Origin of the sequence: Gordonia namibiensis NBRC 108229, from assembly GCF_000298235.1 — a bacterium.
GTDB lineage: Bacteria > Actinomycetota > Actinomycetes > Mycobacteriales > Mycobacteriaceae > Gordonia > Gordonia namibiensis.
This window is the reverse complement of record NZ_BAHE01000061.1, coordinates 37,380-60,369: the sequence shown is the minus strand read 5'-3', so window position 1 is coordinate 60,369 and position 22,990 is coordinate 37,380. Positions and strand designations below refer to the sequence as shown.

Below are 22,990 nucleotides of genomic sequence, written 5' to 3'. Positions count from 1 at the left end.
AGTTCTCCACGTGACGATCGAGCACGGCAGCGCCGAAACGGGCGTCGACGAGGGTTATCAGCGCGGGCTCACCGCCCGCACCGTGCAGATGATCGCCATCGGCGGCGCGATCGGCACCGGCCTGTTCTACGGCTCGGGCGGAGCGATCGAGAAGGCGGGGCCGGCCCTGCTCCTGGCCTACGCGCTCGCCGGGCTCGCGATCTTCATCGTCATGCGCGCCCTGGGCGAGTTGCTGATCTACCGTCCGATCTCGGGCGGCATCAGCGAATACGCCGACGAGTTCCTCGGACGCTTCGCCGGCTTCAGCCAGGGCTGGACCTACTGGGCGGTCTGGACCACCACCTGCATGGCCGAGATCACGGTGGCCGGCAAGTACATCAACTACTGGTGGCCGTCGATACCCGTGTGGGTGACCGCACTCGCCGCGCTGGTCATTCTCTTCGCCGCCAACCTCATCTCGGTGGGGCTGTTCGGCAAGGCCGAGTTTTGGTTCTCGGCGATCAAGGTGACCGCCATCCTCGGCATGATCGTCGTTGGCATCGGCGTGCTACTCCCGATCTCCGGCTTCGGCCCCGAGGTCGGGCCGTCGGTCTCCAACCTCTGGAACGAGGGCGGCTTCTTCGCCACCGGCTTCAGCAACGCGCTGCTCAGCCTGCAGATCGTCATGTTCGCCTACGTCGGCGTCGAGCTCGTGGGCGTCACCGCGGGTGAAGCCGAGAACCCGCGGGTCACGCTGCGCAAGGCGATCAACTCGGTACCGTTCCGCATCGGCATCTTCTACGTCGGCGCCCTGTTCGTGATCCTGTCGGTGCGCAGCTGGAAGGACTACCAGGAGGGCGAGAGCCCGTTCGTCTCGGTGTTCTCCTACATCGGCATCCCCGGCGCCGCGGGCATCGTCAACTTCATCCTGCTGACCGCCGCCCTGTCGTCGTGCAACTCCGGTATCTACTCCACCGGCCGCATGCTGCGGTCGCTGGCGCACACCGGCGATGCCCCGAAGCAGCTGACCAAGTTGTCGAGCCGCAAGGTGCCGGCCGCAGGCATCACGCTGAGCGCGGCCGTGATGGTCCTCGGCGTCGTGGTGAACGTCGTCGACCCAGCGCACGCCTTCGCCTACATCACCGCGGTGTCCACGGTGGGGATCATCGTGATCTGGTCGACGATCCTGCTCTGCCAGATGGCCTACCGACGCAAGGTCGCGCGCGGCGAGCTGCCCGCCTCCGACTACCGCGTGCCGGGCGCGCCGGTCACCACGTGGCTCGCGCTCGCGTTCCTCGCGCTCGTCTTCGTGCTGCTGTTCTTCGACCAGGACGGCCGGGTCGCGCTGATCGTCGGCGCCGTCTGGTTCGCGGGCGTCGGCATCGGCTATCTCGCCTGGACCCGCAATGCCGGGGAGCTGGCCGACCGCGAGGTCTGAGAAACCCTGCAGGAACCCTTGTCCGCGCGGTCGCGCGAGTTTATTGTTTGCCATACAAACACTGACGTCGAGCGAGCAGGATCTCCGTGGCAACCACCGGACGCGCAAGCAGGGAGGCCGGCAAGGCCACCCGCCAGGCGCTGCTGCGTGCCGCCGGCGAGGTGTTCGCCGAGCACGGCGACGCGGCGTCGGTCGCCCAGATCTGTCAGCGCGCCGACGCCTACCCCAACCAGGTCACCTACTACTTCGGCTCCAAGGAACAACTCTTCGTCGAGGTCGCCTGCGCCGGGGTGCTGCGGGCGGGGCGTCGAGCCGAAGAGGCCGCCGCCGAGACCACGACCGTGCGTGACTACACGAACACCCTCGTCGGCACCCTGCTCGGCCCCTGCGCACGGGACGTTGAACTGTTCACCACCGCCATGCTGTTGACGTCACGCCGCACCGATTTGCGGGAGCACATCACCGACACCCTCCGCACACTCCACGAGCGCGGCGAACAGGCGTTGATGTCGACGCTGGTACGCACCGGTTGGAGGCTGCGCGCCGGGATCGACGTCGAGGCGAAGGCGTTCTGGTCGGCCGTCTTCGGCCTCGCGGTCCAGAAGGCCGCCACCGGAGCCGATTTCGGTTATCGACTCGAGGACGCGGTCGCGGTGATCTTCACGAATCTGCAGATCCCGGAACGGGTTCTGGACCGGCCACTCGTACCCACGCCCCAGGAGGCATGATGACCCAGTCCGCGACGCACATCCATCCGCAGCCGCACCTCACCCATGAGGTGTTCAACCAGTCCGCTCCGCGGGTCGACGTCAACGAGTACGAACTCGACACCGTGCTGACCGAAGCCGTCGCCCGCCACGACGGCGCCTGGGGCGATGCCGAACTCCGGGAAATCGGGGCGCTCGTCGGCAGCGAATCCTTCAAATACGACGCCCATCTCGCCAACACCATCACGCCGGTGCTGCGGACCTTCGACCGCTGGGGTCACCGCATCGACGAGGTCGAGTACCACCCGGCATACCACCGGATCATCTCCGAATCCATCGCGCACGGCGCCCACACACGTTGCTGGGCCGACCCGCAACCCGGGTCCCACGTCGTGCGCGCGGCCGCGTTCATGCTGTTCGGGCAGATCGAGCCCGGTCACGCCTGTCCGGTGTCGATGACGCATGCGGTCATCCCCTCGCTCGAACTGCAGCCCGACGTCGCCGCGAACTGGGTACCGAAGGCGTTGTCGCGCAGCTATTCCCCAGAACTGAGCGCCACCAAGGAGTCGGCGATCTTCGGGATGTCGATGACCGAGAAGCAGGGCGGCTCCGACGTCCGCGCCAACACCACCGTCGCCGTTCCCGCGGGGACCGGTGGGCCGGGGGCCGAGTACCTTCTCACCGGACACAAGTGGTTCTGTTCCGCGCCCATGTCTGACGCCTTCCTCGTTCTCGCCCAGGCGCAAGGCGCAGGAGGCGAAGGACTTTCGTGCTTCCTGCTCCCCCGCATCCTGCCCGACGGCACCCGCAACGTCTTCCGCATCCAGCGCCTCAAGGACAAGCTCGGCAACAAGTCCAATGCCTCGAGCGAGATCGAACTCGACGGCACCGTCGCCGTCATGATCGGCGAACCCGGACGGGGCGTGCGCACGATCATCGAGATGGTCGCGCAGACCCGCCTCGATTGCGTCCTCGGTTCCGCGGCGGGCATGCGCCAGGCTGTCGCCGAAGCAGCGTGGCACGCCCGGCACCGTGCGGCTTTCGGAGCAACGCTGGCCGACCAGCCAGCAATGACCGCCGTACTGGCCGATCTCGCACTGGAATCCGAGGCCGCGACCACCACGGCGATCCGTCTGGCCCGCGCCCACGACGAGGATGCCGACCCGCAGGAGCGCGCCTTCCGCCGACTTGCGACCGCGGTCGCCAAGTACTGGATCTGCAAGCGCGGACCGCACCACGCCTACGAGGCACTGGAGTGCCTGGGCGGCAACGGATACACCGAGGACTTCCCCCTCGCCATGCGCTACCGCGAGCAGCCGGTGATGGCCGTGTGGGAGGGCTCGGGCAACGTCATCGCCCTCGACGTCCTGCGTGCGATGACCCGCGAACCCGAATCGGTCGCCGCCTTCGACGCCGAGGTCTCCCTCGCCCGCGGCGCCGACCGGACTCTCGACGCGCACCTCGACCGACTCCGGGAGCAGCTCGGCGAACTGTCGCGACTCACCCCGGCCGACGCCCAGCGTCGGGCTCGGTCGACCGTCGAGTCGATGGCCCTGGCTCTCGAGGCGTCATTGCTGGTGCGGCACAGCCCGTCGGCCGTCGCCGACGCGTTCATCGCGAGCCGACTGGGCCCCGACCGCAGCTTCGAGTACGGCGCACTCCCCGGCGGCGCCGACCTCGCCGCGATCCTCGAGCGGCACTGAGACACCCGGTCTTCCGGCCTCACACCACCCCTTCCGCCGCGGCCAGGATCTGCCGGCGCAGCGTCGAGGCGGTGTTGGGCAGCCACATCGCCCGGACGGGCGCGAAGGGCGGGTCGGTGAACTCGACGATGCGGATGGAATTCGCGTAGATCCAGCCGGGCTCGTTGGTGACGAAGGCGCACGCCTTGGGATGGGCGATCACCGCTGTGTGCGGCGGTGTGCCGAGCAGCGTCGACAGGATGATGCGTGGCTCGAAACCGGCTCGCCGGCACAGCCCGACGAGGATGTCGGTGTACTCGTACTCGTGCTCGGGGCCCCACACGACGATCTCGTAATCGGCGAGGGCGGCCATGTCGACGCGGGCATGGGCGGCGAGCGGATGGTCGCTGCGGACCGCGAGGCGGAGTTCGTGTTCGGTGGCGATCGTGGTCGCCATGTCCGGTGGCGCCGACACACCGCGTCCCAACGCGAGGTCGATCGACCCCGACAGCAACTCCTCGCGCATGAAGTCGGCGAACACCGGGCGCACCGTGATCGGCACCGACGGGTCGGCCAGGACCACGGGTTCGATGATGCGGAAGACCTCCGACGACGCGAGGTCGGGTGCGTGCCCGATGACGAACGGCGCGGGAGCCCCCGCGTTCACACGTCTGACCTGCGTGGCGAGCTGCTCACCACCGGCCAGCAGCGGTACCGCGCCGCGGTAGAGGGCCTCCCCGGCCGGCGTCGGCGTCAGGCTGCGTCGCGAGCGGGAGAAGAGCTCGACACCCAGCTGCCGTTCGAGTTCACGGATCGCCGACGAGAGCGCCTGCTGGCTGATGAACAGGTCGTCGGCGGCGACGCGGAGACTCGGAGCCTCCATGACGACGACGAACATGCGGAGCCGACGCAGGTCGATATCGCGGAGTCCGGCGTCCCCAGAACCATTCATCAACCATCCCCTGTCAGTTATCCAGATTGATGTGATTGTAGGTTGACCTTCGAGGCAATATGCTCATTTTTGCATGGCATCGTATTCAGATGTCATTCGCGTTTTGGGCTACCTGCTGAGGTCCCCCCGCGGAGGGGACGGGAGGACCTCGGCAGGTGCTTCTTTCTACTCCTTTTCCCGTTTTCGCTGCCGCGCCCGGGTCTCGTCGGATATCACTTGCTCTGATGAAGCATCGCTAATGCTCGTCAAGACTTCGCATTGTCCGCCCCAACCCGATTTCCGGAGCTCGACCAGGTGGAAGAAACGATCGGCCGGCCGCCGAGTTCAACTCCGTTCAGCGGGTTCGCTCGCGACTCGATCACTGCGGAGATCGCACGACGCAGTGGGCTCTACGACGAAACACTCGACGTTCTCCGGCAGCTGCGTCTGCGCGAACGCCATATCCGGTACACCATCGCCGGGCTGGTGCTGATCTTCGGTGTCGTCGCGGCGCTCGGGTTGTTCACCCCGAGCGGAGGGCAGGGTTCGCTGTGGCGATCGCTGGTCCTCGGTACCGCCGCCGCCACCACCGTGCCCACCGCGATCGCGGTGAGCCGGGTCCATCTGGGCGTGATGTGGTGGACCAAGAAGTCACACGTCCGCGGTTTCAACAACGCCTTCGTGGCCTACGCGGACATCGGAGTGGCGGCGTGCCTGTTCGCCGTCACCGATCCACGCCTTGCACTGTACTTCTCGGCTTTGTTCGCCGTGATCGGCTCCTACAGCGCGCATTTCGTACGTGCCCGCGTCGTGTACGTACACCTGGCACTGGCGAGCGCGGTGACCTGCACCCTCGGCGTTCTCGCCTGGCTGGACGGCACTGCACCCGTGCCCGTCCTCGCCGCGACCCTGGCTCTACTCGTCGCCGTCAGCGGAACCGTCACCCTTCACCAGGGATACACATCCGATCTCCAGCGCACCCTGAAACACCAACTGCGGATGGCCAACACCGATCCGCTCACCGGCCTGTTGAACCGCCGCGGGTTCATCCTCGCGACGACCACGCTGCTGCGCCGGGGACACGGCGACCGGTTCGCACTCGTCATCGCCGACGTCGACCGCTTCAAACGGATCAACGACGACCACGGTCACGCCGTCGGCGACGCCGTGCTGCAGCAGGTCGCCGAGATCCTCCGGAGCGCCGTGACCGAACCGGCGGTCGTCGCCCGACTCGGCGGCGACGAGTTCGCGATCGCGATGCGGCTCGACGAACAGGCGGCGCGGGCCGTCGCCGAGGACATCCGCGGCCGGCCGGTCGACACCGGTGACGGCGAGTGGGCGACCGTCAGTCTCGGCATCGCCGTGGGCTCGCTGTACAGCGAGCACATGACCGATGAGGATGCCACCGAACGCATCCAACGCGACTTCGCCCTCGCCGACGGCGCCCTGTTCGAAGCCAAGGCGAACCGGCGCGGCACCTACGCCGTCGTGCCGACCACTCCTACAGGATCACGCCCGGATTGAGGAGCCCCTCCGGGTCGAGAGCGTTCTTGATGAGCGCCGTCAGCTCCATCACGTCCGGACCCACCTGATCGGGCAGCCAGCCCTTCTTGAGCCGGCCCACGCCGTGCTCGCCGGTGATGGTGCCGCCGAGCTCGATGGCGAGGTCCATGATCTGACCGAACGCCGTCTGCGCACGGTCGGCCTCCGCGGTGTCGGCCGGATCGAAGACGATCAGCGGGTGTGTGTTGCCGTCTCCGGCATGCGCGATCACCGAGATCATCACCTGGTTGTCCGCGGCGATCTTCGCGACGCCGTCGATGAGATCGGGTAGCGAGGGCAACGGGACCCCGACGTCCTCCAGCAGTAGCGATCCCAGCTTCTCCACCGCCGGGATCGCCGCACGTCGGGCAGCGGTGAACGCCTCGCCCTCGGTGGGGTCGTCGGTGGTGAAGACCTCCCCCGCGCCGTTCGACTCGAAGGCGTTCCGGATGAGTTCGACCTCCTGGGCACCGGCCGCCCCGGGCGCGTCGGACTGGGCGACGAGCAGTGCGCCCGCCTCCCGGTCGAGCCCCATGCGCAGCATGTCCTCGACCGCGTTGATCGCCACCGAGTCCATGAATTCCAGCATCGCCGGTCGGATCTCGCCCGTGACGGCCAGGACGGCACGACTGGCGTCGTGCACCGAGTCGAAGACTCCGACCACCGTGCTCGCCGGCCCCTGCGGCGGTAGCAGCCGCAGGGTCACCTCGGTGATGATGCCGAGGAGCCCCTCACTGCCGACGAAGAGTTTGGTCAGGGGGAGGCCTGCGGAGTCCTTGAGCTGCTTGCCGCCCACCCGAACCGCACGACCATCAGCGAGCACCACCTGCAGTCCGAGCACGTAATCGGTGGTGACCCCGTACTTCACGCAGCACAACCCGCCCGCATTGGTGGCGACGTTGCCGCCGATCGAACAGATCTCGAACGACGACGGGTCCGGCGGGTACCAGAGGCCCGCGGCCGCCGCCGCGGCCTTGACCTCGGCGTTGAACAGCCCGGGCTGGACGACGGCGGTGCGCGTCGCGGGATCGACGGCGATCTCGCGCATCTTCTCGGTGGAGATCATGATGGCGCCGTCCACCGCGGTCGAGCCGCCGGACAGGCTGGTGCCCGCGCCGCGCGTGATGATCGGGACCCGGTTCTCGGCACACCACCGAACCGTCGTCTGGACCTGCTCGGTCGAGGTCGGGCGGACGAGCGCGAGCGGGGTACCGGCGGCCGGGTCGAAGGCGCGGTCCTGGCGATACCCGGCGAGGATGTCGGGGTCGGTGATCACCATTCCGTCGGGAAGGCCGGCGGCCAGCGAACTCGTATCGGCACTCATGCGTTCAGCGTATTCTTCGACGCCCGGACCGCGGTTTCACTTTGACACACCTGCCGGTCAGGGCTCCGCAGGCGTATCAAGGAGATCGTGACCGACTTCAATTCGACCATCATCAACGAGTTCCGCGCCAACAACGGACATGTCGAGACCGCGGGTTTCGGGAAGAACCTCGTCCTGCTGCACACCCTCGGCGCCAAGTCCGGCGAGCCGCGCATCAGTCCCCTGTTCGGGCTCGCCGACGGCGGGTCGTGGCTCGTCATCGGATCTTTCGCGGGTTCACCGACGACGCCGGCCTGGGTGCACAACCTCCGCGCGCACCCCGACGCGGTTGCCGTCGAGGCCCCCGCTCCCGAGGGCATCGAGCGTCACGAGACGCAGGTCATCGAGATGACCGACGCCGACTGGGATGCCGCCTGGGCGAAGTTCACGGCGTTCACCGATCAGTTCATCAAGTACACCGAGACCGCCCAGGGACGGAAGTTCCCGATCTTCCGGCTGACACCGAGATCCTGACGGTCGAACCCGATTCCGCCGCCCCGGCCTCGACACCCTCGTCCGGCACCGCACCCGCGGATCGTCGTCAATCTATTCTGGGCAGGGTGTTCGAGGTTGGCGACCGTGTGGACGGGTTCACCATCGATGAATTCGTCGGCGGCGGTGCGAGCGCTGACGTCTTCCGCGCCCATCGTGATGACGGCGACGGGCCGGTCGCGCTCAAGGTGCTGCACCCGAACGCCGCCGATCATGCCCGGGTCCGCGAACGGTTCGAGCGCGAGTTCGGGATCGCGTCGCTTCTCGACCATCCGCACATCGTCCGGATGCGCGCCCACGGTGAGATCGCCGCGGCGCCCGGCTCTCTCGGCCCGCGCCACCAGCCGTCGATGTGGCTGGCGATGCAGTACGCCGCCGGCCCCGCGGCCACCGCACTCGTCCCCGGCGACGACGCCGAACCCGATGTGGCCACGATCCTGCGGGTCGCCGGGCAGATCGCCGACGCCCTGGACTATGCACACGGCCAGGAGATCCTCCACCGCGACGTCAAACCGGCCAACATCCTGCTCACCCGACCGCTCGGGCCGGACGCGGACGACTCCACCCCGGTGGACGCCTATCTCTCCGACTTCGGGATCGCCCAATTCCTCGACGACACAAGGCCGCTCGCGCGGAACGGTCGAGTTCAGGGCTCCATCGGGTACGCCTCGCCGGAACTGCTTCAAGCACATCGTCTTTCGCCGGCCAGCGACAACTACTCGTTCGCGTGCAGCCTCGTCGAGCTGTTCACCGGCACACCGCCATACCCGCGCCACACGTCGTTCGCGATCACCCACGCACACATCAACGACGACCCGCCGCGCCTGACCCGGCGCCGTCCGTGGCTGCCGTCGGCGATGGATTCGATCTTCGCCAAAGCGCTCGCCAAGTCACCGCAGGACCGCTATCCGACGTGCACGGATCTCGTCGACATCCTGGTCCGTCTCATGCGTGACGTGCCCGTCCCCGAACCGACCCGCTCGCGATGGTGGGGACGCCCGCGTCACCCGTGACGGACCGTCGGCAGGTCAGGTCTCGTCGAGCCCGTAGACGCGCACCGCCGTGTCGCGGAAGATGCGCCGCAGGGCCTCATCTCCCCACTGGGACACACAGTCGACGAGCGCGCCGATGAGGACGTCGACCGCCGCGTTGGGGCGGTCGATCGGGTAGTTCGAGCCGAACATGATGCGGTCCGAACCGAAGTGGGTGACGACGTGTTCGACGAACGGGCCGATCATTTCGCACAGCGTCGCCTGTCCCCCGATGTTGCCCCACCGTTCGTGGCCGTAACCGAGCACCGGCATGGCCAGCCCGGAAAGCTTCACCACCACATTGCGATACGACGCCAGGGTCGTCATCCGTTCCCGCCACAACCGCCAGATGTCCGCCCGCGCCGCGGCCGTCGCTCCCGTGCGCGTCCCGATGGGGCCGAACACCCCGGCCGGTATCCCGAAGTGGTTCAGGACGATCGTCGTGTCGGGATACTCCCGCGCCAGCACGATGACGTCGTAGAGCTGGTGGGAGTAGACCGCCGCCTCGAAGACGAGCTTGCGCGCCGCCAGCTCGGCGAAACCGTCGAGGAAAGCGGCCGAAGCCAGGATGTTGTCGGCGTCGCCGCCGTCGCGGACCCGCGGATCGGGGTGGCGCGTCGCCACCAGGCGGATACCCCGGACGCGCGGCGAGACCGCTGACTGTTGATCCAGCATCTCGGCGAAGTCGTGGTCGCGCGGGTCACCGTGGGCCACGATCGCCCCCAGACGCGGGGCACCGGACTGGCCGAACGGGAGTCTCTCCAGGTAGCGCGTCTCCTCCACGGCGGTGCTGTGCGCCGACGCCTGCTCCCCTGCGGGTAGTGCCTTACGCCAGTGCGACTCGACGTGCACCACGGTGTCGATGGGCACCCCGACGACCGTCGAGACGAGCGCCGCGTCGGTGGCGTACTGCCGTGGCTCGTACGGGCGCGCTACCGTTCGTGGGGTCAGCACGAACTCCCGGTCGGCGCGCGAGGCGATGAGCGGGAATGCCCGGTCCCCCAATCGGGGGACGAACCCGTACAGCCGCGACGAGCGTGTCACCGCCCATGGGGTGCGCCGCGGATTCCAGTGCTGCACATGCGCGTCGACGATGGCCGGGAGGACACCGTCGAGGGACGTCATGGTGGTACCTTGCCACACCGGATCACAGTCCGACATACGATGACGGATCCTGAATTCTGTACCGTCGGACGCTAGGGTTGAGCTCTCGGAACAGGCGGGGGACGAACGCCGACGGAGGTTGTCCACAGAGAATGGCGAGCCACTCACGCCACACGCTGCATCAGCTGCGAACAGCGGTGAACCGACAGCCCGACCGGTTCGTGACCAACGTCTATACCCGGATGTTCGCGATCGATCCCGACCTCCGGGATCTGTTCGGCGTTTCGATGGCCGCACAGCAGATCGCCTTCCATCGCGTGATCGATCACGTCCTCGAAGCCATTCCCGCGGAGTCCGGCCACGCCGACCTCGTCGAGTTCCTCGCCCAGCTCGGCCGCGACCATCGCAAGTTCGGGGTCGAACCAGAGCACTACCACGTGATGTACGCGGCCCTCATGGGAGAGTTCGCCAGTCTGATGGAGGGGTACTGGGACGACGAGGCGCAGCAGACCGTCTCGCAGGCGATGATGCTCGTCACCGGCGTGATGCGCGGAGCCGCCGAGACCGCAACCCATCCCGCCCGCTGGACTGCGGAGGTCGTGGAGAAGTACCGCATCAGCCGCGACCTCGCCGTCGTACGTCTCATCTCGCACGCACCACTGACGTTCCACGTGGGCCAGTACCTCGAGGTACACGTCCCACAGTGGCCCAAGCAGTGGCGCAACTTCTCACCGTCGATCCCGCCGAACCCGGCCGGTGAGCTGGAGTTCCACGTGCGGGCGATCCAGGGCGGGACGGTCAGCTCCGCCATCGTCAGCGAGACCAGCGTCGGCGACGTCTGGACCCTGGCGCAGAGCCACGGCACGCTACACGTCGACCGGGATCGGCCCGTCCTGATGGTGGCCGGCGGCACCGGCCTCGCCCCGCTGCGCGCACTGCTCATCGAGATGTCCAAGCGTGCGGATTCGCCCCCGACGCACATCTTCTACGGGATGCGCTACCCCGGCGAGCTCTACGACCTGAGTGTCCTGCGGCGGATCGCCTCCACCAATCCCTGGTTGCAGGTGACCGCGGTGTCGGAGGAGGAGAGCGACCCGTGGTGGATCACCGCGGTGGCGACGCCGGCCGAACTGGGGATCGACCACAAGATCGGCACACTCGCCGACGTCGTCGCCGACGCCGGGAACTGGTCGGACCACCAGGTGCTCATCGCCGGATCGGCTCAGATGATCGAGGCGACCAGACGCAAACTCATCATCGCCGGGGTCCGCGCGAGCCGCATCCAGCACGACCCCGTGTACTGACCGCGGGCCGGCGTCAGGGCGCCGGCGATCCTGCGGCGGGCACCTCGACCGTGGTCGTCTCGGTCTCGGTGATGGTGAACGGCCCCGGGATCTCCTCGGTCACCGTGGTCGTCCGGGTGACCGGGCGCGGCGCGCTGGTGACCGTCGTCGTGCGGGCCCTCTCGGTCTCGGTCTCGGTCCGGGTGACCGTTTTCGCGTCGGCGGTGATCGTGACGGCCGCGGGTGTCTCGGTGACCGTCACGGGAGCCGGTTCCGGGGTGTCGCCCTCGGCGGCCAGGAGCAGCGTCAGTCCGACTGCGCCGAGGAACACCGCGGCGCCGATCGCGGCGCCGACGAACCACCAGCGTCGTCCGGTCGACACCCGCGGGGCCGGGGTCGGGGCGGAGAGTGCCACCAGGGCGGCGTCGGCCGCGCCGATCGCGGACGCAAGAGGCGGGTTGTCTGCGACGGTGACGGGCCGCTGGGCAGCGTATTCGAAGGCCGGGGCGATACCCGGCATCTCTGCGCCGGGCCCGACCACGATGATCGAGGTGAGGTCGCGACCGCGCGGCAGCTTGGCGACCGCGGTCGCCAGCGCCGACGCCCCGTCCGGATCGGTGACGGGCGCGAGCCGGTGGGTGGTGAAATCGGCTGTTCCGAGGACCGCCCCCGAGGTCGTGTCGACCGTCGCCACCGTCGTACCGGATGCCGGTGCGGCCTCCCGATCGAGATCCACGACCGCGACGACGCCGCCACGGGTGGCATGAGTGCACGCGATCTCGGCGAGTGCCGAGGCGTAACCGGTGACGACGACACGGTCGTGCCAGGATTCGGCGGCGCCACTCGACCCGAAGGCCTGTGACAGGTGCTTGCGGACGTCCTCGCGGGACACGGAGACACCGATCAGGTCGACGACGACGGGCACCGAATCGACCAGCTCGACGATCGCGGCCTCTACCGCGGGAGCCGACGGATCAGGCAGGTCGACGAGGTTGCTGGCCAGGATGTGGCCATCGGCGTCGCGCACCACGGATGCGATCTGATCGTCCACGACGGATATCCCGAGAACCACGGATCCGGGCAGTCCCCCACTCGCCGGATCTTGGGTCATCGTCACCTCCACATCGACATTTGCCCATGCAGCCTAACGGCTGGGGCCGAATCTGTGGCAGCCGGACCGTCGGTGGTACCTCGTCAGACCGAGTCGGCGGGATGCTGGGTGTACGCGGCGTCGCGTACCGCCTCGTCGGTCTCCAACCCCGCACCGAGCGCCCCGCCGACGGTTGCCAGCGAGCACGTCAGCCACGCGACCTCCAGGTAGTCGGTGATTCCGGGGTCGTGACCGAGGGCGTCGCCGAAGACCTGAGGGACCACGAGGCACAGCGCGCCGACGGTCGCGAGGACGAAGAGAGCGGCATAGAACGCCGCGACCCCCAGCACGACGGTGATGACGGTGACGGTGTTGAACAGGACGATCTGTTCGCGCGACTGCCGGGACGATCCCCGTTCCCAGAGGTTGGCCCCGACGATCAGGGTGGCGGTGATGGCGACGATGGAACCGACGGCGACGCCGGTGAGGCGGACCCAGCCGAAGGTGTCGGCCAGCAGCCAGATGTCGGCGGTGACCAGTGCGAAGACGCCGGCGGCAATGGCGCCGGTCAGGGCCCGGGTCAGCCCGAGCGCGAGGCGCCACGGCCGGTTGGCGCGCACCATCCCCGAGAGGAGCCGGAGATTGCCGGTGAGCACCCGGGCGGTGAAGGCGGTGCCCTCGTCGTCGACGTCGGTGCCCAACTGGCGGACGCGGTGCCGCAGCGGCGACTTCGACGGGGCCTTCTGGTGGTCCCGGAGGTCGTCGGCGTCGGCGCCGAGGAGACGGCCGATGAGGCCGGTGACAGTCGCCCGCGCCCGCTGCCGTAGTCCGGTCGGGCCGAGGGCGGGTACCGACAGGACCGCGACGCCGTGTACCGCGTTCGCATGCGCGACGACGGGGCGTCTGCCGACATGCAGGGGCAGGTCTGTCAGACATACAACCAGGTCCCATTCACGTTCGAGGAGAACATCTCTCGCGGCGTCGACGATCTGGGCGTCGGTCGCGGGTGGCTGCACCACGGATGCCTCGACGACCTCGATCTGCCATCGGGCTCCGGGGAAGCTGGTCTGGACGTGCTCGGTCAGGTCTGCGTCGACGAGCTTGCGCGCGAGCCCGATCGGTTGTCCGGGAGCGGCCACGACTCCGAGGACGACCACCGCTTCCTCGCCGGATGACGGCGAATCGTCCTCGAATTCCATGGAGAGGCTTCCTTTCGCGGCCGCCCCGGGACGGCCTGATCAGGCGTTGAAGGTCTCGATCAGGGTGTGCTGTTCGACGGCAGACGGAGCCTGCATGCCCGGGGCCTGGTCGTCGGAGTGCGATGCGCGGAACGAATCAGACTTCAGCCACGCCAGGAAGTCCTCCTTGGCGTCGAACTCCATGGTGGAAACGTAGGGCAGGCCCTCGGCCTCCGGACGCATCAGGGTGGCGCGGTGCAGACCGGGAACACCCTTGAGCGTGGTGCGCATGGAGTCCGAGAATGCCTTCTCGAAGGCCTCGGCGTTCTCGGTGACATCGATGCGGTTGGTGATCACGAACATTTCGTCGACTCCTGGTTCGGGTCTGATAGGTCTCCGCCATCTTATCGACATGTTGTCGGCAAGATGGCGGTGGCATCAGCCGAACCGGTTTGCGAGCGCGCGGAGCGTGCCCTCGATGCCCTGCCCGTTCTTCTTGTCGTAGCCGATCAGCTCCATGATCTTCGGGAACTTGAGCGTGGAGTAGTCGAAGGTCTCGGTGACCTGCGTGGTCGTCGGCGACGTGGCGACGAGCTCCCAACGCCAGTGATGGCCCATGGGGTGCTTCCACTCGACGACGCGGTCGGTGTCGACGTCGGTCGCGGTGGAGGTGATCGTGTACGGAACACCGAACTGCTTCATCCCGACGCTGAATCGCGCGCCGGGGGTGAGCTTTTCCGGACCCTTGACAGGCGTGTCCCGCACCGTCCCCGAACCGTCCAGTTCGGGATGACGATGCGGGTTGGCGATGAGAGCGAAGACCTCGGCAGCCGGCGCGTCGACGACGATGCGCCGTGAAACGCGGTGCGGGCCCGTGTCAACGGTGGTGACGGTGTCGGAAGCCATACCTCCAACGTACGCGGGACCTACCGATCGCCCTGACGGAACGAGCCGGACCGTTCAGTCGCCGGAGCGCTTCCGCCGCGGCTGCCACACGACGAGGGCATTGGTCCGGGGCACCGGGACGAGCTCGCCCCCGCGACGATTCCGCGACGCAGCGACCTCGTCGGAGAGCTCACGGACACGCTGCTGCAGCGCCTCGACCTGATTGCTCAGGTCGATGATCCGTTTGATCCCTGCGAGGTTGACGCCCTCCTCCTGCGAGAGACGCTGGATCTCACGCAGGAGGTCGACGTCGCGAGACGAGTAGCGGCGACCGCCGCCACTCGTGCGTTGCGGGGTGACCAGACCGAGACGGTCATAGGTCCGCAGGGTCTGGGCGTGCATGCCGGCGAGCTCGGCGGCCACCGAGATCATGAAGGTCGCGCCGTCGGCGTCGAAGTTCTTCTGACCGGCCATGACTCACTTCCCCCAGTTCGCCCGTGGATCGAAACCGCTTGCCCGCTCGGCCTGATCGTAGGCACGCATCGCCTCGATCGCAGCGTCGTCGAGCTTGTCCGGCACCGCGACCTTGACCGTCACCAGCAGGTCGCCTGCACCGCCGGACCGCTTGGGGACGCCGCGGCCGCGCACGCGGAGCGTGCGGCCGTCGGTCGTGTTCGGCGGGATCTTGACCCCGACCGAGCCCTCGAGTGTCGGTACCGACACCGTCGCGCCGAGAACCAGTTCCGAGATCCGAACCGGGAGCTGCACCCGAAGGTCGTTGCCGCTGCGCGTGAACTGCTTGTGCGGCGTGACGTGGACGACGACGTAGAGGTCGCCCGACGGCGCTCCGCGACGTCCGGCCTCGCCCTGGCCGGCCAGCCGGATCCGTTGTCCGTCTTCGACTCCCGCCGGGATACGCACGTTGATGGTGCGCGTCCGGTTCTTGACTCCGCTGCCGGAGCAGTCGGTGCACGGGTCGTCGATCCGCGAGCCGGTGCCCTGGCAGTCCTGGCAGGGTTCGCTGAACCCGAAGGCGCCCTGGTTGCGGCTGACGAAGCCGGAGCCGTTGCAATTGGGGCACACTCGCGGGCTGGTGCCGGGCTTGGCACCCGACCCGTGACAGGTGGTGCACGGGGACGGGCTGGTCACCCGCAGCGGGACCGTCGTGCCGAGTGCCGCGTCCTTGAAGGACAGCGTCGTCTCGGTTTCGAGGTCCTTGCCGCGACGGGGACGGCTGGCCGTCGATGTGCGTTGGGATCCGCCGCCCCGGTTGAAGAGTCCGTCGAAGATGTCGCCGAATCCGCCACCGCCGCCGGCCTGACCGCCGCCGAACAGGTCGCCGAGGTCGAAGTCGCCCCCGGTCGTGTACGTCGTACCGCCGCCGGGGAAACCGCCGCCCGGGAACCCGTTGCCGCCGCCGCGGAATCGTCCGCCGGCGAACATCGCACGGGTCTCGTCGTACTCCTTGCGCTTCTCCGGATCGCTCAGCACGCTGTGGGCTTCGGACACCCGCTTGAAGCGCTCTTCGGCCGCGGAATCGCCGGGATTGGCATCCGGGTGCAGCTCGCGTGCGAGCTTGCGATAGGCCTTCTTGATCTCTTCAGCCGAAGCGTCAGAAGCAACGCCCAGGTCCTTGTAGAAGTCGTGTTCCAACCACTCACGTTGTGGAGCCACCAGACGTCACCTCCTTCAAGTCTTCTGTTGTCTGGATGGGTATTTCAGTTGTTCCCCCGCCCCCTGAGGTGCGAGCGGAGAGCCACCCGCTCCCTGAGGTGCGAGCGGAGAGCCACCCGCCCCTGAGGTGCGAGCGGAGCGAGCCACGAAGGGTTCCTCGCCCTTCGTGGCTCGTCGCTTGCGCTCCTCGCACCTCAGGGATCGGTGGTCGGATCGCCCCTCATGCACGGGCGATTGTTGCCTTATTGTGCACCGGTCTGGTCGCCGGCGGGCTCGGGATCGGTGACCGTCACCATGGCGGTGCGGATCACCTTCTCGCCCAGTCGGTAACCGCAGCGGTACACCGCGCCGATGACCGGGTGGTCGCCGGTGCCGTCGTGCTGAACCGCTTCGTGGAGTTCGGGGTTGAACTCCTCACCCGCGGCGCCGAAGGACTCGAGGCCCTCGGCGTTCAGCACTGCGGTCAGCTTGTCGGCGACCGCCCGGAGCGGGCCGGTCTCGAGATCGCCGTGCTCGCGGGCACGGTCGAGGTCGTCGAGGACCGGGAGGAGCTTGTCGATCAGGATCTGCTTGCCGTAGGCAACCGATCCCTGCTTCTCCTCGGCAGCTCGCCGCCGGAAGTTGGCGAACTGAGCGCGTTCCCGCTGCAGGTCGGCCGTCAGCTCGGCGAGCCGGGCGTCCGGGGATGCCTCGTCGGCCGGCTGTTCGGTGTCGGACTCGTCCACGACGGGTTCGGCGTCGGCCGGGCCGGGGCCGGCGGCCGGCTCGTCGCGCACCTCACCCGTTTCCGGGTCGATGCGACGACGGTCGGTCACCGTCACCGGCTCCTCGCCGGACCCATTCGACGAATGGGATCCTGCGGTCACTTGTTCTCCTTGGTGTCGGCGTCGTCCACGACCTCGGCGTCGACGACATCGGGATCACTGTCGGCGGCAGCGCCGGCCTCACCGTCGGCGGACTCCGCAGCGGCGTTGGCGTAGATCGCCTGGCCGAGAGCCTGCGACTCCTCGGACAGCTTCTCGATCGCGGTCTTGATCGCGGCCGAGTCGGTGCCCTTCAGTGCTTCCTTGGCGTCGTTGACCGCGGCCTCGACCTTTTCCTTCACGTCGGCCGGGACCTTGTCCTCGTTGTCCTTGAGGAACTTCTCGGTCTGGTGGACCAGCGACTCCGCCTGGTTGCGGGTCTCGGCCTCCTCGCGACGCTTGCGGTCCTCGTCGGCGTGCGCCTCGGCGTCCTTGATCATGCGGTCGATCTCGTCCTTGCTCAGGCCGGAACCGTCCTGGATGCGGATCGAGTTCTCCTTGCCGGTGCCCTTGTCCTTCGCGGTGACGTGCACGATGCCGTTGGCGTCGATGTCGAAGGTCACCTCGATCTGCGGGACACCCTGCGGCGCAGGCGCGATGCCACCCAGCTCGAAGCTGCCGAGCAGCTTGTTGTGCGAGGCGATCTCACGCTCACCCTGGTACACCTGGATCTGCACCGACGGCTGGTTGTCCTCGGCCGTGGTGTAGGTCTCCGAGCGCTTGGTCGGGATGGTGGTGTTGCGCTCGATCAGCTTGTGCATCACGCCGCCCTTGGTCTCGATGCCGAGGGACAGCGGGGTGACGTCGAGCAGCAGCACGTCCTTGACCTCGCCGCGGAGAACGCCGGCCTGCAGGGCGGCGCCGACGGCGACGACCTCGTCCGGGTTGACGCCCTTGTTGGGCTCGCGGCCACCGGTCAGCTCCTTGACCAGGTCGGTGACGGCCGGCATACGGGTGGAACCACCGACGAGCACGACGTGGTCGATGTCGCCGACGGAGATGCCCGCATCCTTGATGACGGCCTGGAACGGCGCGCGGGTGCGCTCGAGCAGATCAGAGGTGATCCGCTGGAACTCGCTGCGCGACAGCTGCTCGTCGAGGAACAGCGGGTTCTTGTCGGCGTCGACGGTGATGTACGGCAGGTTGATCGAGGTGCTCTGCGAGCTCGACAGTTCGATCTTGGCCTTCTCGGCAGCCTCACGCAGACGCTGCAGGGCCATCTTGTCCTTGGTCAGATCGATGCCGTTCTGAGCCTTGAACTTCTCGACGAGCCAGTCGACGACACGCTGATCCCAGTCGTCACCACCGAGGTGGTTGTCACCGGAGGTCGCGCGGACCTCGACCACACCGTCGCCGATCTCGAGCAGCGAGACGTCGAAGGTACCGCCACCGAGGTCGAAGACCAGGATGGTCTGCTCCTTCTCGCCCTTGTCGAGACCGTAGGCCAGGGCGGCCGCGGTGGGCTCGTTGACGATGCGCAGCACGTTGAGGCCGGCGATCTGGCCGGCTTCCTTCGTGGCCTGACGCTGGGAGTCGTTGAAGTAGGCGGGCACGGTGATCACGGCGTCGGTGACGTCCTCGCCGAGGTACGCCTCGGCGTCGCGCTTGAGCTTCATGAGCGTGCGCGCGCTGATCTCCTGCGGGGTGTACTTCTTGTCGTCGATCTCGACCGTCCAGTCACCCTCACCCATGTGACGCTTGACCGAGCGGATGGTGCGGTCGACGTTCGTGACCGCCTGGTTCTTGGCCGGCTGACCGACGAGCACCTCGCCGTTACGCGCAAAGGCGACCACGGACGGCGTGGTCCGCGAGCCCTCGGCGTTGGCGATGACCGACGCTTCGCCACCCTCGAGCACCGAAACCACGGAGTTGGTGGTGCCGAGGTCGATTCCAACAGCACGAGACATGTTTGGCTTCCTCCTAGTTTGTGGGTGTGCACCCAAGTCCTTGGCCCCGCGGTTCGATGACGCGGGGATGATGTCCGAAACCCGGCGGGACCGGACTTCAGTGCGTCCGACTCATGTCCTACTCACAATGGAGCGTCGAGTCAAACTTACTTGAGTCAGTGTCACTCAGGTTTCTCGAAGTGTGTAACGGGAGCCCATTCGGGTTTGTTCCCGGATGACTGGAAAAAGTTGAGCGAGTTTCGCTCAATCGGCGACCTGATGATGTGGTCCTTGACACACCTGGGCCCGCCGGGCAGATTCACCAGCAACAGGAAGCACACGATTCCACTTGACCGTTGCCGAGGATCGCCCATGACGCAGACCAGTCCTACACCCACGAGGGGCACCAGGGACTCCCCGCCCTGTCGTCCGTATCGAATCGCCGTCTGGGGTCCCGGCGAGGTGGGCGGTGCCGTCATCCGGGCCGCACTCGCCGACCCCGCCTTCGAGGTGGTGGGCGCCCTCGTCCACAACCGTGAGAAGGACGAGAGGGACATCGGCGAACTGGTGCGGACCGATCCCATCGGGATCGCCGCCACCCGCGACCGCGAGGCGTTCAAGGAACTCGACGTGGACTGTGTCGTCCTCACCCCGGCGCCGGCCGCGGTGATCAAGGGGCTCGACGACGACGTCATCGATCTGCTGGAGGCGGGGAAGAACGTCGTGGCGACCGCGGCGTACCACAATGTGTCGATGCCGAACTGGCTCAGCCCGTTCCGCAAGTCCCCGCAACGGATGCTCGAGGCCTGCCATGCCGGCGGCGCCACCTTGCACGGCACCGGCGTCCATCCCACGTTCATCGTCGAGCGGGTCGCGATGACGATGGCCAGGGCGATGTCGTCGGTCAGTCATGTGCGGTCGGTGGAGGCCGTCGACTTCTCTCGTGCCGGATCGATGTGGGGCGGGTTGGGAGCACTCGGCTTCGGCGCCGAACTCGACTCCCTCAGTGCCGAATCCCCGGTCGCACGCGGCGGCGACATCTACTACGGCGATCTCACCGGCAACGTCGCCCATGCGCTGTACGGCGCGGACAGTTCCGAGGTGAGGGTCGAGACGTCGCTACGCGGAATCCCCGCCGAACGTGATGCGCAGGTGGGCGCGACCACCATCAGGGAGGGCACTGCGGCCGCCCTGCACCTGACGCATCGCGGTTACCTCGGTGACCATCGTTTCTTCACCAACGAGGAATGCTGGTATCTCGCTTCGGTACCCACTCGGCCCGCTCCAGGCGCCGAAGCGGTGTATCGAGGCGACGATCTGCCGTTCGGCGGGTTCACCAGCCCGATCGCGTACACACTGGTCATCAGCGGTGAACCGGCCGAGATGCGCACCCAGCTCGAGTTCGGCGTCGGGTCCGGCCACACCAACCCGATCACGACCGCGTCGGTACGGGCCGTGCTCGACGCCATCCCGGCGGTGGTCGACGCCGAACCGGGCATCCTCATCGACGACATCGGACCCCACTACCGGCACGACGACCGGGTCCGGCTGCCGTGACCGAGGACGCCCGACCAGAGGTCGCCGCGTGGAACGGTCTGGTCGACGCACTCCGCTCCGCCGGTGACAAACTCGCCGCCGACACCGCGGGTTTGGACCCGACAGAACAGGCCGACGGATTCCGCGCCCTGGTGCGCGGGTTGTCGAATCAGTTGTCGCGCTTCGAGGTCGACCGAGAACGCCCGGAGCTCGTGCCGTTCAACGGGTGGCGGCACAAGTTCCTGATGGACAACCCCGATTTCCGGTACTGGGTCACCGAGGTCCGAGGTCACCGTGCCTACCGCCTCCGCGGGAACCGCGGCGATGCGTCGTACATGTCGGTGACCGTCTACCGCCGGACCGGCGGCATCGGCGCCGAGGCAACGGCCCGCATCGACAGCGACACCATCGGATTCGACGACGACGGCGCCTTCGAGATCGTGCTCGGCGGCACCGCGCCGGGAGCCGGTGACCGGCTGGAGCTACCGGAGAAGGCCGGCGTCGTCTGGGTCCGGTTCTTCCACGACGACGTGGCTCGGGACGAAATGGGTTGGTGCAGTATCGATCCGGTCGTCGAACCGCCGGTGCCGCCGTCCATCGACGCGGCGAGATTCGCGTCCTCGCTCGGCACTCTGGCGGCCACGACCTCGATGCTCCCGACGATCTTCGAGATGTCGACCAAGGACGATCTCGATCCACCGAACGTGTTGCGGCACTGGTCGGAGATGGCCGGTGGCGCCGTGTTCACCGAACCCGGAATCCACTACGTCCGCGGCGGCTGGCAGCTCGGCCCCGGCGAGGCGCTGGTCGTCGAAGGGGATGTCGTCGAGTGTCGGTACTGGAACATCCTGGCGTACAGCCGCTTTCTGAACTCGCTGGACTTCCGGTACCGACCGGTCTCGTACACGGGCACGACCGCGACCGTCGTCGACGGACGGTATCGGTTCGTGGTCGCGACGGAGGACCCGGGCGGTTCGGGTGACTGGATCGATTCCGAGGGGCGCGACTTCGGGATCATCGTGATGCGTTTCCTCCAACCTGCCGACGCGCCTCCTCTGCCGTCCGCTCGGGTGGTCCGGCTCGACGAACTGCGAGGCGAGTGATCGTGACGTGGACGCCACCGCAGCGGAGTGAGGTCGCCGAGAGCATCTACGCGGCCGCAGAAGCCGATCGGATTGCCCGTCCCGAGCGGTACCGGCTAGGGGTCGAGGCAACCGACACGATCGTCGAACGGGCCACTGCCGAGCACGGTGTCGAGGGATTGGGCGACCCGACACTGTGGCGGCCGGGCCTGGAGCAGTATCTGGCGTCGGCGGCCGAGGACGGGCGTCTGAACGCTGTCGGCATCCGTAATGCGCAGGACGCGGTGATCGGGAAACTGCGGGCTCGCTCCATCTTCGACAAGACCCTGCGGGAGAGCCCGGAAGTGGCCGAACGCGAGGTACTCCCGCCGATCGTGATCATCGGCGGCTGGCGCACCGGGACGACGTTCCTGTACCGGCTCATGGCGCGCGACCCCAGACTCCGCGCGCCGCGTCCGGTGGAGCTGTACGCCCCGTGGCGGGTTGCAAGGCTGTCCCCGGAGGAACGCGAACGGCTGATCGAAACGCAGGCCGCCGAGCCCAACCCGCTCCACGTGCTGAATCCGGCGATGGCCGCCGTCCACGATTCCGGACCGGCCCTCCCGGAGGAGTGCGTCCTCGGCATGGGAACGACCATGCGCAACTGGGGCTTCAGCTCGACGATGCGCCTCGACAGCTACTCCCGATGGCTGGCCGACCACGACTTCACCGGCGAATACGCAGCACATCGGACGATGCTGCAGATCCTCGACGACGGTTCCCGGCGGCGATGGCTGCTGAAGGCACCGGCCCACACGCCCGAACTGGCCGCACTGACCCGGACATACCCGGGTGTCTGCATCGTCCATCTGCATCGCGACATCGTGGAGTCCGTGGCGTCGGGCGCCAGCCTGTTCGCGACCTACCGGTCGACCTACAGCGACGAGGTCGACGGCCACGACGTCGGCCGCTTCCAGATCGAACAGTCGGAGTTGTGGTTCCGTCGAGCGCTCGAGTTCCGCGCCTCCCCAACGGCTGGTTCGGCGACCGTCGTCGACATCGACTACCGGGACCTGGTGTCCCGCCCTGGGGAGACCGTCGAACGGGTTTACGCAGCAGCGAATCTCGATGCCCCGGATGTGGCGGCGATGCTCGCCCAGCACAATGCGGAGCAGCCGCGGCACGGCAAGGGCAGACACCGGTACAGCCCCGAGGAGTTCGGGATCGAGCCTGATGCCCTACGCGAACGGATGGCGTTCTATACCGATGCCGTCGCGGAGTGGACGTCGAGCGCTGCCCCACGGTGATCGACGGCTCGCGGTTCA

Annotated in this window: 21 protein-coding genes; 10 read left to right on the top strand and 11 right to left on the bottom strand. The window is 67.7% G+C overall.

Translation table 11 applies throughout. From position 1 onward, the window contains the following. The first annotated feature begins 10 nt into the window (after positions 1–10). The 3 genes from GONAM_RS21915 (at position 11) to GONAM_RS21905 (ending at position 3,827) form a co-directional block, all read left to right on the top strand. Positions 11–1,417: an amino acid permease gene (locus tag GONAM_RS21915; protein ID WP_006868942.1), complete on the top strand. Its 1,407-nt coding sequence runs from the start codon at positions 11–13 to the stop codon at positions 1,415–1,417. An 86-nt stretch (positions 1,418–1,503) separates the two neighbouring features. Further along, on the top strand, positions 1,504–2,145 hold the full coding sequence (locus tag GONAM_RS21910; RefSeq protein ID WP_006868941.1) for a TetR/AcrR family transcriptional regulator C-terminal domain-containing protein: 642 nt from the start codon (positions 1,504–1,506) through the stop codon (positions 2,143–2,145). Beyond that, on the top strand, positions 2,145–3,827 hold the full coding sequence (locus GONAM_RS21905) for an acyl-CoA dehydrogenase family protein (RefSeq protein ID WP_006868940.1): 1,683 nt from the start codon (positions 2,145–2,147) through the stop codon (positions 3,825–3,827). The genes GONAM_RS21910 and GONAM_RS21905 overlap by 1 nt, the downstream gene beginning before the upstream one ends. A 19-nt stretch (positions 3,828–3,846) precedes the next feature. Here GONAM_RS21905 and GONAM_RS21900 read toward each other — a convergent pair whose 3' ends face one another. Next, positions 3,847–4,758 carry a LysR family transcriptional regulator gene (locus GONAM_RS21900; RefSeq protein ID WP_006868939.1) on the bottom strand — a complete coding sequence of 304 codons (912 nt, stop codon included), beginning with the start codon at positions 4,756–4,758 and terminating at the stop codon, positions 3,847–3,849. Between the two features lie 294 nt (positions 4,759–5,052). On the opposite strand from GONAM_RS21900, the gene GONAM_RS21895 reads away from it, so the two are divergent. Then, positions 5,053–6,261: a GGDEF domain-containing protein gene (locus GONAM_RS21895; RefSeq protein WP_006868938.1), complete on the top strand. Its 1,209-nt coding sequence runs from the start codon at positions 5,053–5,055 to the stop codon at positions 6,259–6,261. Here the strand turns inward: GONAM_RS21895 and GONAM_RS21890 are convergent. Continuing rightward, positions 6,239–7,603: an FAD-binding oxidoreductase gene (locus tag GONAM_RS21890; RefSeq protein ID WP_006868937.1), complete on the bottom strand. Its 1,365-nt coding sequence runs from the start codon at positions 7,601–7,603 to the stop codon at positions 6,239–6,241. The two genes, GONAM_RS21895 and GONAM_RS21890, sit on opposite strands and share 23 nt — an antisense overlap. Before the next feature lie 87 nt (positions 7,604–7,690). Between GONAM_RS21890 and GONAM_RS21885 the strand changes: the two genes are divergently transcribed. After that, entirely contained in the window at positions 7,691–8,116 is a 426-nt protein-coding gene (locus tag GONAM_RS21885; RefSeq protein ID WP_006868936.1) for a nitroreductase/quinone reductase family protein, read from the top strand. A gap of 86 nt (positions 8,117–8,202) precedes the next feature. Further along, positions 8,203–9,147, top strand: a complete 945-nt coding sequence (locus tag GONAM_RS21880; RefSeq protein ID WP_040537194.1) for a serine/threonine-protein kinase — start codon at positions 8,203–8,205, stop codon at positions 9,145–9,147. Between the two features lie 15 nt (positions 9,148–9,162). On the opposite strand, the gene GONAM_RS21875 is transcribed toward GONAM_RS21880, so the two are convergent. Beyond that, positions 9,163–10,290, bottom strand: a complete 1,128-nt coding sequence (locus GONAM_RS21875; RefSeq protein ID WP_040537204.1) for an amidohydrolase family protein — start codon at positions 10,288–10,290, stop codon at positions 9,163–9,165. 131 nt (positions 10,291–10,421) lie between these two features. On the opposite strand from GONAM_RS21875, the gene GONAM_RS21870 reads away from it, so the two are divergent. After that, positions 10,422–11,573 carry an FAD-binding oxidoreductase gene (locus GONAM_RS21870; protein WP_006868933.1) on the top strand — a complete coding sequence of 384 codons (1,152 nt, stop codon included), beginning with the start codon at positions 10,422–10,424 and terminating at the stop codon, positions 11,571–11,573. 13 nt (positions 11,574–11,586) lie between these two features. Here the strand turns inward: GONAM_RS21870 and GONAM_RS21865 are convergent, their stop codons facing one another. The 8 genes from GONAM_RS21865 to dnaK form a co-directional block, all read right to left on the bottom strand. Then, positions 11,587–12,663 carry a hypothetical protein gene (locus GONAM_RS21865; RefSeq protein ID WP_006868932.1) on the bottom strand — a complete coding sequence of 359 codons (1,077 nt, stop codon included), beginning with the start codon at positions 12,661–12,663 and terminating at the stop codon, positions 11,587–11,589. 83 nt (positions 12,664–12,746) lie between these two features. Then, a complete protein-coding gene (locus GONAM_RS21860; RefSeq protein WP_006868931.1) occupies positions 12,747–13,841 on the bottom strand; it encodes a hypothetical protein in 1,095 nt (364 codons plus the stop codon). A gap of 39 nt (positions 13,842–13,880) precedes the next feature. Further along, positions 13,881–14,183 (bottom strand): antibiotic biosynthesis monooxygenase family protein, encoded by a 303-nt coding sequence (locus GONAM_RS21855; RefSeq protein ID WP_006868930.1) that lies wholly within the window; start codon positions 14,181–14,183, stop codon positions 13,881–13,883. 75 nt (positions 14,184–14,258) lie between these two features. Next, on the bottom strand, positions 14,259–14,726 hold the full coding sequence (locus tag GONAM_RS21850; RefSeq protein WP_005195170.1) for an SRPBCC family protein: 468 nt from the start codon (positions 14,724–14,726) through the stop codon (positions 14,259–14,261). Between the two features lie 54 nt (positions 14,727–14,780). After that, complete coding sequence (locus GONAM_RS21845; protein ID WP_005195171.1) at positions 14,781–15,179, bottom strand: heat shock protein transcriptional repressor HspR; 399 nt, start codon at positions 15,177–15,179, stop codon at positions 14,781–14,783. Positions 15,180–15,182: 3 nt separating this feature from the next. Continuing rightward, positions 15,183–16,379 carry a molecular chaperone DnaJ gene (gene dnaJ, locus GONAM_RS21840; RefSeq protein WP_006868929.1) on the bottom strand — a complete coding sequence of 399 codons (1,197 nt, stop codon included), beginning with the start codon at positions 16,377–16,379 and terminating at the stop codon, positions 15,183–15,185. 242 nt (positions 16,380–16,621) lie between these two features. Further along, positions 16,622–17,245 (bottom strand): nucleotide exchange factor GrpE, encoded by a 624-nt coding sequence (grpE, locus tag GONAM_RS21835; RefSeq protein ID WP_005195173.1) that lies wholly within the window; start codon positions 17,243–17,245, stop codon positions 16,622–16,624. Next, positions 17,242–19,089, bottom strand: a complete 1,848-nt coding sequence (gene dnaK, locus GONAM_RS21830) for a molecular chaperone DnaK (protein WP_005195174.1) — start codon at positions 19,087–19,089, stop codon at positions 17,242–17,244. The genes grpE and dnaK overlap by 4 nt, the downstream gene beginning before the upstream one ends. A 351-nt stretch (positions 19,090–19,440) precedes the next feature. Here dnaK and GONAM_RS21825 point away from each other — a divergent pair, with 351 nt between their 5' ends. From GONAM_RS21825 to GONAM_RS21815, 3 genes are read left to right on the top strand one after another with little or no spacing between them, the layout of a single operon-like run. Beyond that, positions 19,441–20,625, top strand: a complete 1,185-nt coding sequence (locus GONAM_RS21825; RefSeq protein ID WP_245548657.1) for a hypothetical protein — start codon at positions 19,441–19,443, stop codon at positions 20,623–20,625. Further along, positions 20,622–21,707, top strand: a complete 1,086-nt coding sequence (locus GONAM_RS21820; protein ID WP_006868927.1) for a DUF1214 domain-containing protein — start codon at positions 20,622–20,624, stop codon at positions 21,705–21,707. The genes GONAM_RS21825 and GONAM_RS21820 overlap by 4 nt, the downstream gene beginning before the upstream one ends. Further along, positions 21,707–22,972 carry a sulfotransferase gene (locus GONAM_RS21815; protein ID WP_040537203.1) on the top strand — a complete coding sequence of 422 codons (1,266 nt, stop codon included), beginning with the start codon at positions 21,707–21,709 and terminating at the stop codon, positions 22,970–22,972. Before GONAM_RS21820 ends, GONAM_RS21815 begins: the two co-directional genes overlap by 1 nt. The last annotated feature ends 18 nt before the right edge of the window (positions 22,973–22,990 follow it).